The 14,663-nt window shown below is 64.3% G+C and carries 13 protein-coding genes; 3 read left to right on the forward strand and 10 right to left on the reverse strand.

The window, feature by feature from the left end:
- Positions 1-163: 163 nt before the first annotated feature.
- Positions 164-1,186 carry a zinc-dependent alcohol dehydrogenase family protein gene (locus J4D28_RS02575; protein ID WP_009049241.1) on the reverse strand — a complete coding sequence of 341 codons (1,023 nt, stop codon included), beginning with the start codon at positions 1,184-1,186 and terminating at the stop codon, positions 164-166.
- Positions 1,187-1,455: 269 nt separating this feature from the next.
- Here J4D28_RS02575 and J4D28_RS02580 point away from each other — a divergent pair, with 269 nt between their 5' ends.
- Positions 1,456-2,370, forward strand: coding sequence for a LysR family transcriptional regulator (locus J4D28_RS02580; protein ID WP_009049242.1), 915 nt, complete (start codon positions 1,456-1,458; stop codon positions 2,368-2,370).
- A gap of 223 nt (positions 2,371-2,593) precedes the next feature.
- On the opposite strand, the gene J4D28_RS02585 is transcribed toward J4D28_RS02580, so the two are convergent.
- From J4D28_RS02585 to J4D28_RS02595, 3 genes are read right to left on the reverse strand one after another with little or no spacing between them, the layout of a single operon-like run.
- Entirely contained in the window at positions 2,594-3,934 is a 1,341-nt protein-coding gene (locus tag J4D28_RS02585; RefSeq protein WP_038578760.1) for an MFS transporter, read from the reverse strand.
- Between the two features lie 43 nt (positions 3,935-3,977).
- Positions 3,978-5,519, reverse strand: a complete 1,542-nt coding sequence (locus J4D28_RS02590) for a class I adenylate-forming enzyme family protein (RefSeq protein ID WP_028682600.1) — start codon at positions 5,517-5,519, stop codon at positions 3,978-3,980.
- 2 nt (positions 5,520-5,521) lie between these two features.
- Positions 5,522-6,700: an acetyl-CoA acetyltransferase gene (locus tag J4D28_RS02595; RefSeq protein WP_096374436.1), complete on the reverse strand. Its 1,179-nt coding sequence runs from the start codon at positions 6,698-6,700 to the stop codon at positions 5,522-5,524.
- Between the two features lie 149 nt (positions 6,701-6,849).
- Here J4D28_RS02595 and J4D28_RS02600 point away from each other — a divergent pair, with 149 nt between their 5' ends.
- A complete protein-coding gene (locus J4D28_RS02600; RefSeq protein ID WP_028682598.1) occupies positions 6,850-7,422 on the forward strand; it encodes a LuxR C-terminal-related transcriptional regulator in 573 nt (190 codons plus the stop codon).
- Here the strand turns inward: J4D28_RS02600 and J4D28_RS02605 are convergent.
- The 3 genes from J4D28_RS02605 to J4D28_RS02615 form a co-directional block, all read right to left on the reverse strand.
- The gene (locus tag J4D28_RS02605) at positions 7,415-7,567 is read right to left on the reverse strand and encodes a hypothetical protein (protein WP_158250317.1); all 153 of its coding nucleotides are present in this window, start codon (positions 7,565-7,567) and stop codon (positions 7,415-7,417) included. The two genes, J4D28_RS02600 and J4D28_RS02605, sit on opposite strands and share 8 nt — an antisense overlap.
- 91 nt (positions 7,568-7,658) lie before the next feature.
- On the reverse strand, positions 7,659-8,717 hold the full coding sequence (locus J4D28_RS02610) for a chitinase (RefSeq protein ID WP_016703841.1): 1,059 nt from the start codon (positions 8,715-8,717) through the stop codon (positions 7,659-7,661).
- A 37-nt stretch (positions 8,718-8,754) separates the two neighbouring features.
- Positions 8,755-9,390, reverse strand: coding sequence for a lytic polysaccharide monooxygenase auxiliary activity family 9 protein (locus tag J4D28_RS02615; RefSeq protein ID WP_016703840.1), 636 nt, complete (start codon positions 9,388-9,390; stop codon positions 8,755-8,757).
- 352 nt (positions 9,391-9,742) lie between these two features.
- On the opposite strand from J4D28_RS02615, the gene J4D28_RS02620 reads away from it, so the two are divergent.
- Entirely contained in the window at positions 9,743-10,654 is a 912-nt protein-coding gene (locus tag J4D28_RS02620) for a LysR substrate-binding domain-containing protein (RefSeq protein ID WP_009049245.1), read from the forward strand.
- A gap of 59 nt (positions 10,655-10,713) precedes the next feature.
- Here the strand turns inward: J4D28_RS02620 and J4D28_RS02625 are convergent, their stop codons facing one another.
- The 3 genes from J4D28_RS02625 to J4D28_RS02635 are packed head-to-tail and all read right to left on the reverse strand — an operon-like array spanning position 10,714 to position 14,624.
- Positions 10,714-11,754, reverse strand: coding sequence for an ABC transporter substrate-binding protein (locus J4D28_RS02625; protein WP_103330656.1), 1,041 nt, complete (start codon positions 11,752-11,754; stop codon positions 10,714-10,716).
- A 54-nt stretch (positions 11,755-11,808) separates the two neighbouring features.
- Positions 11,809-13,191 carry an aspartate aminotransferase family protein gene (locus J4D28_RS02630; protein ID WP_103330655.1) on the reverse strand — a complete coding sequence of 461 codons (1,383 nt, stop codon included), beginning with the start codon at positions 13,189-13,191 and terminating at the stop codon, positions 11,809-11,811.
- Positions 13,188-14,624, reverse strand: a complete 1,437-nt coding sequence (locus J4D28_RS02635) for an APC family permease (protein ID WP_101282600.1) — start codon at positions 14,622-14,624, stop codon at positions 13,188-13,190. Before J4D28_RS02635 ends, J4D28_RS02630 begins: the two co-directional genes overlap by 4 nt.
- Positions 14,625-14,663 lie beyond the last annotated feature (39 nt).

The raw sequence follows: 14,663 nt of genomic DNA on the forward strand, positions 1-14,663 counted from the left end.
TCTATCCGTGGCGGCTCGCACAATAGGCAGCTATGGCCAGCTTGATACAGGCCATGGTCGGCAGCTGCGCGCAAGCCTCTCAGGATCGAGGCAGGAATAAAGAAGGGAGTGACCGCAAAGACAGAAACGCCAGAGTGCGCGATGGCGAACCCTGGCGTCAGGATCAGGCCGGTTCGACCTGCAGTGCGACCCGTTCGCGACAAGGACATTCATCCATGTAGCGGTGGGCTTCGACGAACTCGTTGAACGGGAAGACCCGGGTCTTCAGCGGCAGCAGCACACGGTCCGCCGTCAGCTGGTTGATGTCGCGCAAGGCGCGCTGCAAGGCCACCTGGTCCTGGATGATGCCCAGCTCGGGCTTGCCGGTGAAGTTGCCGATGCAGTGCACGAAGAACTGGATGTTCTTCTGGAACGCCGCGCAGGCCGGGAACGGTGTCTGGTTGCCGCCTTGCAGGCCGTACAGCACCAGGCTGCCGCGTGGGGCCAGGACGTCGCCGAGCATCGACATCTGCGGACCGCCGAGGCCATCGAACACCACGTCGACACCACGGTTGTCGGTGTATTTGTTGATCTGCATGAGCAGGTCCTGCTCTTCGGTGACGATGACTTTCTCGGCACCCAGGGACAACAGGTACTCACGCTCTTCAGCGGTCTTGGTCGCGGCAATCACCCGCACGCCAAGTGCCTTGCCCAGCTGGACAAAGGACGGACCGGCGCAGTGGCTGGCATCGGTAACCAGGGCGAACTGCCCGGGCTTGACCCGCGCCAGGTCGACATAGGCAAAGTAGGCCACCAGCAGCGGCGTGTAATGCACCGCTGCTTCGATCGGGCTGAGCACATCGGGATAGCGGGTCAGCGCCGAGCGTGGCAGGACAATCAGCTCACCATAGACCGGATAATCGTTCGGGCTTTCGGCCGGGAAGCTGGCCACCTTGTCGCCCACGGCCAGATCATCGACGCCTTCGCCGACCGCAGTCACCACGCCGGCCATCTCATGGCCAAGGCCGGAAGGCAGGCGGGCATGGGAGGACGCCAGGTTCTGGCGCCAGAGCACGTCGTACCAACTGATGCCGATCGCTTCGACACGCACCTGCACTTCGCCTGGCGCAGGCAGAGCGGCCGCATGCTCTTCGCACTTGAGCACCTCGGCCGGACCAAACTTGTGAAAACGGATCGTGCGGGACATCGCAAACCTCGTCAAAGTAACCTCTAATGCCCTGAACTCTATCTGGGCTTTCTGGCCAAGACCATCAGTGGCTATTAATAGTCGACATGCCTGTCATTGATTCCGCGGCACCTGCAACAACGATAAACAGCGTGCCAGAGCGCAGGCTTCCTTACAGGAAAAAACAATTAGCCGGTGCAGAGTAGCAGCCTTTCCCCGTAAGATTCATGCCGGCCATTGTTCTCATATGGTCGCTCTCGTCAAGTTTGCTGACTCTGCCAGGACTCAAGATGAATCGTAATGACCTGCGTCGTGTCGACCTGAACCTGTTGATCGTGTTCGAAACATTAATGCATGAACGCAGTGTGACCCGGGCGGCGGAGAAACTCTTCCTCGGCCAGCCGGCCATCAGTGCGGCGCTGTCGCGCCTGCGCAGCCTGTTCGACGACCCGCTGTTCGTGCGCACCGGGCGCAGCATGGAGCCGTCGGCCCGGGCGGTGGAAATCTTCGCCCTGCTCTCGCCCGCCCTCGACTCGATCTCCACCGCGGTCAGCCGCGCCGCCGAATTCGACCCGGCGACCAGTACCGCGGTGTTCCGCATCGGCCTGTCCGACGACGTCGAATTCGCCCTGCTGCCGATGCTGCTCAAGCGCCTGCGCGCCGAAGCGCCGGGGATCGTGCTGGTGGTGCGCCGCGCCAACTACCTGCTGATGCCGGCCCTGCTGGCCTCCGGCGAAATATCCATTGGTGTCAGCTACACCCAGGACCTGCCGGCCAACGCCAAGCGCAAGGTGCTGCGTCGCAGCCTGCCCAAGCTGCTGCGGGCCGACAGCATGCCCGGCGCCCTGAGCCTCGACGACTTCTGCGCCCGCCCCCACGCCCTGGTGTCATTCGCCGGCGACCTCAGTGGCTTTATCGATGAAGAGCTGGAAAAACTCGGGCGCAAGCGTCACGTGGTGCTCGCGGTGCCGCAGTTCAACGGCCTGAGCACCCTGCTCAGCGGCACCGACATCGTCGCCACCGTGCCGGACTACACCGCCGACGCCCTGACCGCCGCCGGCGGCGTGCGCGCCGAAGACCTGCCCCTGCCGGCGCGCACCTTCGACCTGCACATGGCCTGGCGCGGCTCCCAGGACAACGACCCGGGCGAACGCTGGTTGCGCTCGCGGATCCAGATGTTTTTCGGCGACCCAGACAGCCTTTGATCCATAAACCGGATCCCCTGCCATAGACAAAAGGGGCCAGTCCTGACTGGCCGCTCGCGGGACTTTCCTGTTTCCGAGCTGACACCGAGCGTTGCAGCTATGCGCTTGTTCGACCCGCCCGATGCCATTGCCCACCACTGCCCCATACCGACGTCCTGGCCGCCAGGCCGCGACGCGCGGCCGGGTGGCGTCAGTCAGCCGGGGCCGGCGCCGACAGGTGGGCTCAAGCTTGCGGGTTGACCAGGAGTTGCGCAGCCCCGCGGCCCTGGGGCCGGGCGTCGTGGGTACAGGCGACGAAGTCCTCCTTGCGCAGCACTACCAGGGCCAGCAGCGACGCGACTCCGGTCGCCACGTAGAAGTACCAGGGCGCGGTGATGTCGCCAGTGAGCTTGATCAGCCAGGTGGAAATCAGCGGCGCGCTGCCGCCGAACACTGCCACCGGGATGTTGTAGGCCACGGCGATGCCGGTGGAGCGGATGCGGGTCGGCAGCAGCTCGCTCATCAGCGCGTAGGTCGAGGACGCGTAGAGCCCGAACAGGATCGCCACGGCCATCAGCGGCCAGAACAGGGTGGCCGGGGTGGCGTTGGGCGCTGTCTTGAAGAACCAGTACATGGCCAGGGTCGCCAGGGTACCGATCACCATCAGGAACGGCTTGCGCCCGTAGCGATCGGTGAAGGCGCCACCGAAGGGCATGACCACCGCCGCCGAGAGGCTGGCGACGAACACATAGAGCAAGGTGGTGCCGCTGTCGAACTTGAGGGTGTTGGACATGTAGGTCGAGGCGAAGGTCAGCACCAGGTAGAAGATCGAGCTGTGCAGGGTAATGATGAAGAACACCAGGGCGATCGAGCGCTTCCACTGCCAGACCTCGCGCAGCGGCGCCTTGGAGGTCTGCCCGGCCTCTACCAGGGCGAGGAACTCCGGGCTGTCTTCCAGCTTCAGGCGAATATACAGCGAGATGAAGCCCAGGGGACCGGCGAGCAGGAACGGGATCCGCCAGCCCCACTCCTGCATCAGCTCGGCGCCCAGGGCCCAGGTCATGCCGTTGGCCACGGCGCCGCCCAGGAGCAGACCGAGCACGGCGGTGACCATCAGCCAGCAGGTGGCGAAACCCCGGCGCCCGGGGCCGGCGTATTCGGAAATGAAGCTGGTGATGGTGCCGATCTCGCCACCGGCGGAGAAGCCCTGCACACAGCGGATCAGCACCAGGATCACCGGCGCAGCGATGCCGATGCTGGCGTAGGTCGGCAACAGGCCCAGCAGGCAGGTGGAGCCGGCCATCATCACCAGCACCGTGATCAGGGTCTTGCGTCGGCCGATCTTGTCGGCCAGGGGGCCGAAGAACAGGCCGCCCAAGGGCCGGATGAAGAAGCTCAGGGCAAAGGCCGCGAAGCTCGCCAGAAGGCTGCTGGTGGGATCGTCGGAGACGAAGAAGGCTTTGCCTATATACAAGGCCAGGAAGCCGTAGACGCCATAGTCGTACCACTCGATCAAGTGGCCGGAAGTGGCGCCGATGAAGGCTCGGCGCCGCTGGCGCTGGAAGTTGGAAGGTGACACATCCATGTCGGTGACTCCTGTCGTCGTGTTATCCATGAAATGCAGCGTTTCAGAGGTTGTTCAAGGGCCCCGTGGGGTCCTGCAACCACTGGCGCAATCGGGTCTTGAGAATCTTGCCATAGCTGTTTTTCGGCAGCTCGGCGCAAAATAGGTACTTCTTCGGTTTCTTGAACGAGGCCATGCGCGCCAGGAACCACTGCTCGAGCGCCTGCGCATCGAGGCTGCCGGCCGTGCGCAGGGCCACGAAGGCCACCACCGACTCGCCCCACAGGGCGTCGGCCTCCCCCACCACGCACACATCGAACACCTCGGGGTGCTGGATCAGCACTTCCTCGACTTCCCGCGGGTAGATGTTGCTGCCGCCGGAGATGATCACATCCTTGCTGCGATCGGTCAGGGTCAGGTAACCCCGCTCGTTCAGGAAACCGATGTCGCCGGTGAGCAGCCAGCCGTCCACCAGGGCCTCCCGGGTGGCTTGCGGATTGCCCCAGTAGCCCTGCATCACCACAGCCCCACGCACGGCGATCACCCCAGGTTCGCCGGGGGCCAGGGGTTGGCCGGTAGCATCCACCACCCGCACCTCGACACAGGCGTGGGCGCGCCCTACCGAGGCGGCAATGGCCGGCCAGTCGGCATGCCCGCGGTCGGCAATCGCCTCCCGCGACAGGGCGCTGATGGTCATCGGGCATTCGCCCTGGCCGTAGATCTGCACCAGGCGCGGGCCGAAGGTATCCAGGGCCTGGGCGAGGTCCGCCAGGTACATCGGGCCGCCGCCGTAGACGATGGTCTTGATGCCTTCGCCGCAATAGCCCTGCTGCCGGGCCTGCTCCACCATGCGCTTGACCATGGTCGGCGCGGCAAACAGGCTGACCTGGCCCAGCGCCTGCGCCAGCTCGAACAACTCCGCCGCCTGGAACCCTCGGGACGCCGGCACCACGTGCCGGGCGCCACAGCGCACGTGGATGAAGTTGTAGAGGCCGGCGCCGTGGGACATCGGCGCGGCATAGACCACGGCGTCATCAGCGGCCACCGGATCCACGTCCAGCGGATAGCACAAGGACATGGCGATCAGATTGCCATGGGACAGCATCACACCCTTGGGGCGCCCGGTGGTGCCGGAGGTGTAGAACAGCCAGGCCAGGTCGGTGTCCTCCCGCAAGTGCGGCTCCACCAGCTCATCGCTCGGCGCCAGGCCTTGCATGGCCAACCCGGACGCGGCCAGTTCGCGGCAGCCGGCCGGCAGGGTCGCAGCGTCGAAGCTTCGGCCCTCATCGGTGTAGATCAGCCGGGCCCCGGCATTGCCGGCAATCCAGGCGGCTTCCTGGGTGTGCAGCTTGCTGTTGATCGGAACCGCCACCGCCCCGCTCCACCAGATGGCATACAACAGTTCGAGATAAGCGCAGCTGTTCTGCATCAGCAGCGCCACCCGGTCGCCAGGCACAATGCCGTGCGCGTGGCGCAGTTGCAGCGCGCGGGCCCGGGCCTGCGCGGCAAACGCCTGGTAGTCGGCGACCTGGCGGCGCCCCTCGAACAGAGCCGGCCGCCGGGGCCAGCGCTCGGCCGCATCGCGCAGCCAATGGGCGATGTTCATCCTCAGACCTTGACCGCTTGCAGGACGCTGGCGTAGTTGGCCACCGCCATGCCGCCCATGTTGAACAGCAAGCCGAACTCGGCACCGGGCACCCCCAGGCCGATGGGTTTGCCGATCAGTTGGGCAAAGCCCAGGGCATGCATCGATACCCCGGTGGCGCCCACCGGATGCCCCTTGGCCTTGAGCCCGCCGGACAGGTTCACCGGCAGGCGTCCGCCCTGGCGCACGGTGCCGTCGTCGAGGGCCCGGTGCCCCTCGCCCCTGGGCGCCAGGCCCATGGCTTCGTAGATCAGCAGTTCGGCGATGGTGAAGCAGTCGTGTACCTCGGCGAAACTCAGGTCGCCGAGGGTCACGCCAGCCTGGCGCAAGGCCCCGTGGATCGCCCGTTTCGGCCCCTCGAAGGCCAGCACGTCGCGGCGCGACAAGGGTAGGAAGTCGTTCACCTGGGTCATGGCGCGGATCGCCACCTGGCGTCGCATCGAACGGGCGCGCCGCGGCGAAGCCAGGATGATCGCCGCCGCACCGTCACTGATCAGCGAGCAGTCGGTCAGGCGCAGCGGCGGTGCGATCAGCGGGTTGCCCTGGGAAACGTTGTTGCAGTGTTCAAAATCCATCACGCGGTGCATCTGCGCCAGGGGGTTGGCCATGGCATTGGCGTGGTTCTTCACCGCGATCATGGCCATCGAGGCCATTGGGCTGTGGTAGCGGTCGGCGTACTGCTGCGCCACCTGGCCAAACAGCTGGGCGAAACTCAGGCCGGCCTCCTGGAGGGCGTTCTGGTAGCCGGCGCCGGCCAGGGCGCGGGTGACTTCGACGGTGCTGTTGCCGGTCATTTTCTCCGCGCCGACCACCAGCACCAGCTCGGCGGCGCCGCTGCGGATCGCGTGGATCCCGGCCTGGATCGCCGCCGAACCGGAGGCGCAGGCGTTCTCGCAGCGAGTGGCGGGCTTGAAGCGTAGTTGTGGGTCGGCCTGGAGCATCAGCGAGGCGGGGAAACCATCCGCCACCAGCCCGGAGTTGAAGTGCCCGAGAAACAGCGCGTCGATTTGTCCAGCGTCGATCTCAGCGTCTGCCAGGGCCTCGCGGGTAACCTGGACGATCAGGTCTTCGAGGTTCAAGCCGTCCAGGCGCCCGAAAGGGCTATGGGCGGCAGCGACGATGGATACGGAATCGTGAGTCATGGTGATTTTCTTCTGTCCTTGAAGCGGGTATTCCATACAATGATTCAGCACCCGAATCACACGCTAGTTGGGGCAACTACGTACGGCAGTAAGTAGTACGTATCCCCCCAAAAAAGGGACGCGCCGATAAACCCGAGGCAGGATGCCTGATGACCCTATACGCCCAGCAATTCCAGGACCTCGAGCGCCTGGCCTTCCAGGTTTCCCCCGCACCGCAGATGATCACCGGGCATCGCCGGATGCTCGACTGCAACCAGGCCTTCGTTCGCCTGTTCGGCTATGAACGCGAACAGTTGCAGGGCCACCTGACCCTGCTGTTGTACCCCTCCCAGGCCGACTACCAGAGCATCGGCGAACGCAGCGAGCACTGGCTGCGCAACGGACCCGGCGCCTTCTACTCCGACGAGCGCTTCATGCAGCATCGCAACGGCGAGGTGTTCTGGGCCCGCGCCCACGGTTTTTCCCTGACGGCCGAGGATCCCTTCAAGCTGATGGTCTGGCATTTCGAGCGCCTGGACCGCCAGCCGGCGCCGATGATCCAGTTGACCCCGCGCGAGCGGGAAATCTCGCTGCATATCGTCAATGGCCTGACCTGCAAGGAAGTGGCGCGCAAGCTGGGCATTTCCCACCGCACCGTGGAAGTCCACCGCGCCCGGCTGATGAAGAAGCTTCAGGCCAAGAACAGTGCAGAGCTGGTGTCGAAGATCATCTTCATCAGTTGAGCGCCCAGGCAAGCCTGTCGCCGGCACTGATGCGCAGCAGCTGCAATGACCCGGTAGCCGGGTCCTCCACGCTGCCGTCCTCTGCCAGGACCTGGTGGACGGCACCCATCTTGAAAGCCAAAAAAAATCCGATGCCGGAAGGCATCGGATTTTCATTGCTTACCCTCATCGATCAGTCAACAGGCTTGACTGTTGGAGCATCAGGCACGTCTGCCGGATGTTTCCTTGATCGAGTACTAGCGGGCGGTCTGCGGGAGGGGCTCATCCTGCGTTGACGGGGACTGCTTGCCACCGCTGATCAACGGCCCGTAGCGCCGGCTGAATTCCTGGTTGTAGGGCACGTGGTCCTTGTTGAACCCGTTGTCCCAGTTGACCGACCAGGTCATCAGGCCCTTGATCGACAGCCCTTTGGCATGGAGGCGTTTGAACGCATTGGAAACGGCCGTCGGGTTGACCACGTACCCGGTGGCAGCGGCATCGACGTTGGCGGGCAGGCCAATGACGAATTTGTCAGGCGCAATCCGGGTGAAACCGCGAGTACCACTCACCAGGCTTTCGCTCAGGTAATAGAGGAAGTCCTCTTTCATGGCCTCGTTGTTCTGGGCGATCCAGGCCCCCTTGCCGTTGTTCGCCTCCTGAACCCAGAGGCCATCGCCGCCCTGGTTGTAGAACTGCGGCGCGATGAAGTCGTAATAGCCCTCCAGCGCCTTGAGGTAGTCGACGTATCGACCGGCAGCGGTCAGGTAGGGGAACTCCGGCGCCATGCTGATGATGAAATGCTTGCCCTCGGCAGCATAGTGATCCTTGACCAGCTTCAGCGCGGCAGGCAGGACGATCTTGTTGCTGGCAGCGTCAATCGCGCTCTGTTCAAGATCGATGTCCAGCCCGTCAAAGCCGTAGGTTTCCACCAGACGGATGATTTCATTGGCCAGCGGCTGTTCGTGGCCCGGGTTCAATGCGATATGAGCGTCAGCGCCCCCCAGGGACATCAGCACCGCCCTGCCCTGGCTGTTCAGCACGCCCACCTGGCGACGAAACTCGGCGTCGGACAGGTTGTACGGCTTGAACGTCGGAATACCGCTGCCTTTCATGAACGCCACGACCACCACGTTGTAGTCGCGGGGCACATCCTCCAGGTTCATATTGGCAAACTGCCCGCGCTGGTAGCCGTCCGAGGGGCCGGCCGGCCAGTTGTGCCAGTAGCCCATGAGGACTTTCTTGCCATCCAGGCTCGGCATCCGCGACGCGGCATCGTCCTGCGGCGCTTTCAGTTGGGTAAAGTCAATCTGTGACATGTTCTAATCCTTCAGAACGTTTGAATGATCCGCAGACTTATTTGAAGTCGACGTCGAAGGCCTGATAGAAGGCGTTGCCGGTATTGGCCACGATCCACATCAGGACAATCACGTGACGGCCCTTTTTGTTGGCCGGCAGCTTCACCTGGTGATCGACCTTGGCCTTCAATTCGCCGGCATGGCTGTAGTAAGGCACCTGCGGATAGAAGTCCTCGGCGAAAGGTTGGGCCTCCAGTTGGGCGCGGGTGATGCGCTGTTTCGGGTCCCAGCCGTCCTTGGTGATCAGCCAGCGATAGCCACGGGTGGTATGCGGTGCGGTGTACTGCCAGGTCACCTTGAAGATCTGGCCGGGGTCGACGTTGAGCAGCGGCCAGGTGAAGGCGCGGTTGAGCTTCTTGCTCATTTCCTCATCGGTGAAGTTGACGCAGTCCCGGGCATCGGCCTTGCCACCGCTGAGGATGAAGCCATCGGCCGGCGGCGCGACGCTTGGGTTGTCCGAGTCGAACGGTGCAGGGAACGGACCGGCGGCCAGGGCCGGGAAGTTCTTGCCGCCTTCCATCTCATTGACCTGCCAGCCGCCCAGCAGGCCCAGGTCGATGGCGACTGCGCCACGGGAGGCTGGGGAGGTGACGCGACCATGGCGAAGCGGTGATTGGGTTTGTGGTTGGTTCATGTTTATTACTCCATTGATTTAAGAAACTCTCCCTTTCCAAAGGAGAGGTCTGCAAATTAACCGAGCTGGAATTTCTGTCCACGCGCCCATTTTTCGTTCTGCATCACGCTGGTAGAGGAATCGCCCGAAAATACTGGATATATAACCAGTACTCCAGGATTTCTCCTACCCAACTTGAGGTAAAAGTCCTACATGTCCAGGCGGCACCTGGAAGCTGTACCTCTACCCGCAAGCCTTTGCGGCACTGCGCGCCTACCCAGCGAAAATATGCCCACTACCGAGCAAAATCCGCTGCAGTGCCAGCCCGCGGAGCGGGTATCGTGGGAGCCAAACAATCAGCCAGAGGTGCACTGTGGCGTCCTATTCCTTGCGTCAATTGAAGTATTTCGTCACCACCGTCGACTGTGGCAGCGTCGCCGAGGCGTCGCGCAAGCTGTATATCGCCCAGCCGTCGATTTCCACGGCGGTCAAGGGCCTGGAAGACAGCTTCGGCGTGCAGTTGCTGATCCGTCATCACGCCCAGGGCGTGTCCCTGACGCCCGGCGGCGCGCGTTTCTACCGCAAGGCCCAGGAACTGCTGCGCATGGCCCATGAGTTCGAGCAGAACGCCCTGGCCGACAACGACGTGGTGTGCGGGCAGATCGATATCGGGTGTTTCGAGACCGTCGCCCCGCTCTACCTGCCGCGGCTGATCGCCGGTTTTCGCGAACGCTTTCCGGGGGTGGAGATCCGCCTGCAGGACGGCGAGCAGCAGGAACTGGTGCAGGGTTTGACCGGCGGGCGCTTCGACCTGGCGATCTTCTACGAGCACGACCTGGACAGCACCATCGAGACCGAGGCGCTGATGGCGCCGCAACGGCCTTATGCCCTGGTGCCGGCCGGGCACCGTTTTGCCGGGCAGGCCCAGGTGTCACTGCGCGACCTGGTGCTGGAGCCGATGATCCTGCTGGATGTGCAGCCCAGCCGCACCTACTTCGTGAGCATCTTCGAGGAGCTGCAACTGACGCCGAACATCGTCTTCGGCTCGCCGTCGATCGAGATGGTGCGCGGCATGGTCGGCCAGGGGTTCGGCTTTGCCTTGCTGGTGACCAGGCCCCATGGCAACAGCACCTATGACGGCCAGGAAGTGGTCTGTGTGGAAATTGCCGAGGATGTCACCGGTTCGGCGCTGGTGGCAGGCTGGCTGAAACGGGCGCAGCTGACCAAGCCTGCGCAGTTGTTCGTCGATTACTGCAAGGAACAGTTCAAGGCCTGGCTGGCCTGAAATAGCGAGCTTGCGGGAGCGGATTTACCCGCTCTCGCAAGCCCGGCGATGCCGCAATTTCAGCGCGCCGCCCAGGCGTTGAAGCGCTGCTCCAGTTCCTCGCCATGGTCCACCCAGAACTCCGCGTCCACGGCCCGCGCCCCGGCCAGGTTGGCTGCAGCGGTGGGCAGTTGCTGTTGCACCGCCGTCGGCAGCAGCCCCAGCGCATCACGGTGCACCGGCCCGTAGGGGATCTCCTCGGAGAACACCTTCTGGGTCTGCGGCTGGCTGGCGAAGGCGATGAAGTCTTCGGCCAATGCCTTGTTCGGCGTGCCCTTGACCACCGCCCAGTACTCCGGGTCGTACAGGCTTTGCGGCCAGACGATGCTCAGCTTCATGCCCTCCTTCTGCGCCGAGGCAATCCGGCCGTTGTAGGCCGCGCTCATCACCACATCGCCGGCGATCAGCCATTGCGGCGGCTGCGCGCCCGCCTCCCACCACTGGATATTGCCCTTGATCTGGTCGAGCTTGGCGAACGCCCGGGTCACGCCCTCGGGAGTGCCCAGCACCTTGTACAGCTGCTCCGGCTTGACCCCGTCGGCGAGCAAGGCGATTTCCAGGGTGTACTTGGCACCCTTGCGCAAGCCGCGCTTGCCGGGGAAGTCGGCGACGTTCCAGAAGTCCGCCCAGGAGGTCGGCGTCTTGGCCAGCTTGTCCTGGTCGTAGGCCATGACCATCGACCAGACATAGGTGGCCACCCCGCATTCGCTCAGGGTCCCCGGCACGAACTGCGCCGGGTCGCCGAAGCGCGCCGGGTCGAGGCGTTCGAACAGGCCTTCGTCACAGCCGCGCAACAGCTCCGGGCTTTCGACTTCGACCACGTCCCAACTGGTATGGCCGACATCGACCATGGCCTTGATTTTCGACAGCTCCCCGTTGTACTCGCCGGCGACCACGCGTCCTGCGCCGCTGGCGGTGAAAGGTTGGAAGTAGGCCTTGTCCTGGGCCTGCTTGGTGGCACCGCCAAAGGAGATGACGGTGAGGCTCTGCGGTGCGGCCGAAACAGCGCTGCACAACAGGGCCAGGGCAAAGGGAACACAGCAACGCAAGGATCTGGACATGTAGCGGTTCCTCTAACAGGCCGACGCGCCCGCGCGCGCCGGCCGCTTTTGGGCCTACAGACGACCGTATTCGCGGGCGGTCCTGTCTACGGCGGTACGGGTCTTGTCGACCAGTTCATCGATGTCGGCGTGGCTGGCCACCAGGGCCGGGGCCATGATCATCCGGCCCAGGGTCGAGCGGATGATCAGGCCCTCTTCGAAGCCGATGGTGCGGCAACGCCAGGCCATGTCGTTTTCGTTGGCGAAGCGCTTGCGGCTGGCCTTGTCTTCGGCGAACTGCAAGGCCGCCACCAGCCCGGCGCCCTGCACTTCGCCAATCAACGGGTGGTGGTCGAAGACTTCGCGCAGGCAGCGCTGCAGGTAAGGCCCGGTGTCCTGCTTGACCCGGCTGACAATGCCTTCGTCGCGCAGGGCCTTGAGGTTGGCGATGGCCACCGCCGCCGCCACCGGGTGGCCGGAATAGGTCAGGCCGTGGGCGAACACCCCGCCCTGCTCCACCAGCACCTCGGCCATGCGCCTGGAGAGGATCAGCCCGCCCATGGGGATGTAGCCGCTGGTCAGGCCCTTGGCGATCGACAGGGTGTCGGGCTCGAAACCGAAATGCTGGTGGGCGAACCACTCGCCGGTGCGGCCGAAACCGCCGATCACTTCATCGGCGCACAGCAGCACGTCGTACTGGCGGCAGATGCGCTGGATCTCCGGCCAGTAGCTTTCCGGCGGGAAGATCATGCCGCCGGCGCCCTGGAAGGGTTCGGCGACAAAGGCCGCGACATTCTCGGCGCCCAGTTCGAGGATCTTCTCTTCCAGCTGCCGCGCGGCGCGCAGGCCGAACTCGGCCGGGGTCAGGTCGCCTTCGTGGGCGAACCAGTACGGCTCGTCGATGTGCGCCACGTCCGGGATCACCCCGCCCATGTCGTGCATGAACTTCATCCCGCCCAGCGCCGTGGCGCCGAGGGTCGAGCCGTGGTAGCCGTTCCAGCGGCCGATCATGATCTTCTTCTGCGGCTTGCCGAGGATCTGCCAGTAGCGGCGCACGGTGCGGATCAGCACCTCGTTGGCCTCGGAGCCGGAGTTGGTGTAGATCGCATGGCTGTAGTGCGCAGGCAGCAGGCTGAACAGCAGCTCCGACAGCTCGACCACCGCCGGGTGGGTGGTGTGGAAGAACATGTTGTAGTACGGCAACTGTTCGAGCTGCTGGCTGGCGGCTGCGGCCAGGTCCTTGCGGCCGTAGCCGAGGTTGGTGCACCACAGGCCCGACATGCCGTCCAGGTAGCGCTTGCCGTCGTTGTCCCAGAGCGCCAGGCCCTCACCGCGCACGATCACCCGCGGTCCTTCGGCGTTCAGCGCCTTCTGGTCGAGGAACGCATGAATGTGGTGCGCGGCATCCGCGGCCTGGTAGTCGCCGGTGCTGCGCACGGGTTTCACTTGAGCGGTCATTGCGAGTCTCCTTGCGGTTTTTTATCGAGGGTGCCGAGCACGCTGGCCAGCGGCTCCGGCTTGAACAGTGGCTTGCCCATCACGCCCTTGATCCACAGCACGGCGATGACCGAGACGATCAGCAGCACGAGACCTGCGTAGGCAAAAATCGAAAAGGTCATCTCCGGGCTGGGCGACACGTTGCAGATCGCAAACAGCATGCCGGCGATGCCGAACAACTGCGGCAAGGGGTAGAACGGCGTGCGGAACGGCCGCGCCACCTGCGGGTAGCGCCGGCGCAGGGCGATGACGTTGACGTGGGTGATGATGTAGGCCAGCAGCCAGGCCAGGGCCGCCGAGAGCAGCAGCTGGTTGATCGCATCGGCATGGTCGTGCATCAACAGCAACGGCAGGCCGGTGACCGCGGCAATGAACAGCACCGCCACCCAGGGCGCGCCGGTGCGTTTGCCCTGGCGCTTGAACACGCCAAAGGCCTGGCCGTTGCGGGCCATGCCGAACAGCATGCGCGGGATCGCCGCCAGCGAACTGTTGAGGGTGCTGCAGGTGGCGGTGATCGCCGCGGTCACCAGGAACACCTTGCCCGCCTCGCCGAACACCGTGGTGGCGAACAGGTAATGCGGCAGGCCGTTGCTGGCCAGTTCCGCCTGAGGCACGGTGAGCAAGGCGCCCAGGGCGTACAGGCTGATGATCACGAAGATGATGGTCAGGCCGAGCATCATCGAACCCGGGATGTTGCGCTCGGGGCGCCGGGTTTCTTCCACCAGCGGGCAGACGAACTCGGCGCCGACGAAACCCCAGACCGCCATCGCCGTCAGGGCGATCACCCCCAGGCCCATGGGGTTCCAGTGGGCGCTGTCGAACAGCGTCGGGTTGGGCGCGACGATGTCGCTGTTCATCGCGCTCAGGCCCATCACCAGCAACACCACGGTCATCACCACCGCCAGCACCGTTTGCAGGCGGGCGAAGATGTCGATGTTGAACAGGTTGAGCACGGTGAACAGCGCCAGTACCGCCAGGGCCACGGTCAGCGGTGGCATGGAGTGCGGGTAGACCTTGTCGATGATGAATTCCATCAGCAACAGCTCGGCCGACAGGGCGAACATCGCCACCACCACGTAGCCGGAAAAGGTCGCCAGGATCGCCGGGAACTGGCCGATGGCGACTTCGGTGTAGGTGCTCAGGCTGCCGGCGCGGGGGATCATCAGCGCCAGCTCGGAGAACGAACAGGCGTAGCTCAGGGCCAGCAGGTAGGCCAGGCCCAGGGGCACGATAAAGCCCAGGCCGGCGATACCGACGCCTTGCAGCATCAGCACCATCACGCCTTGTGAAACCACCAGGCCGATGGCCACCGCCAACAGTGCGGTGAGGCCGAGTTTCTTGCGACTCGCGGGCGGCGCCAGAACGCCGGTTTGCACGCTTGCATTGCTGTTCATCGGTTGCTCCGTCTTGTTGTTCTATTTTTTGGAAGATCG

The organism is Pseudomonas sp. GW531-T4 (genome assembly GCF_017349615.1).
GTDB classification, from domain to species: Bacteria; Pseudomonadota; Gammaproteobacteria; order Pseudomonadales; family Pseudomonadaceae; genus Aquipseudomonas; species Aquipseudomonas chlororaphis_I.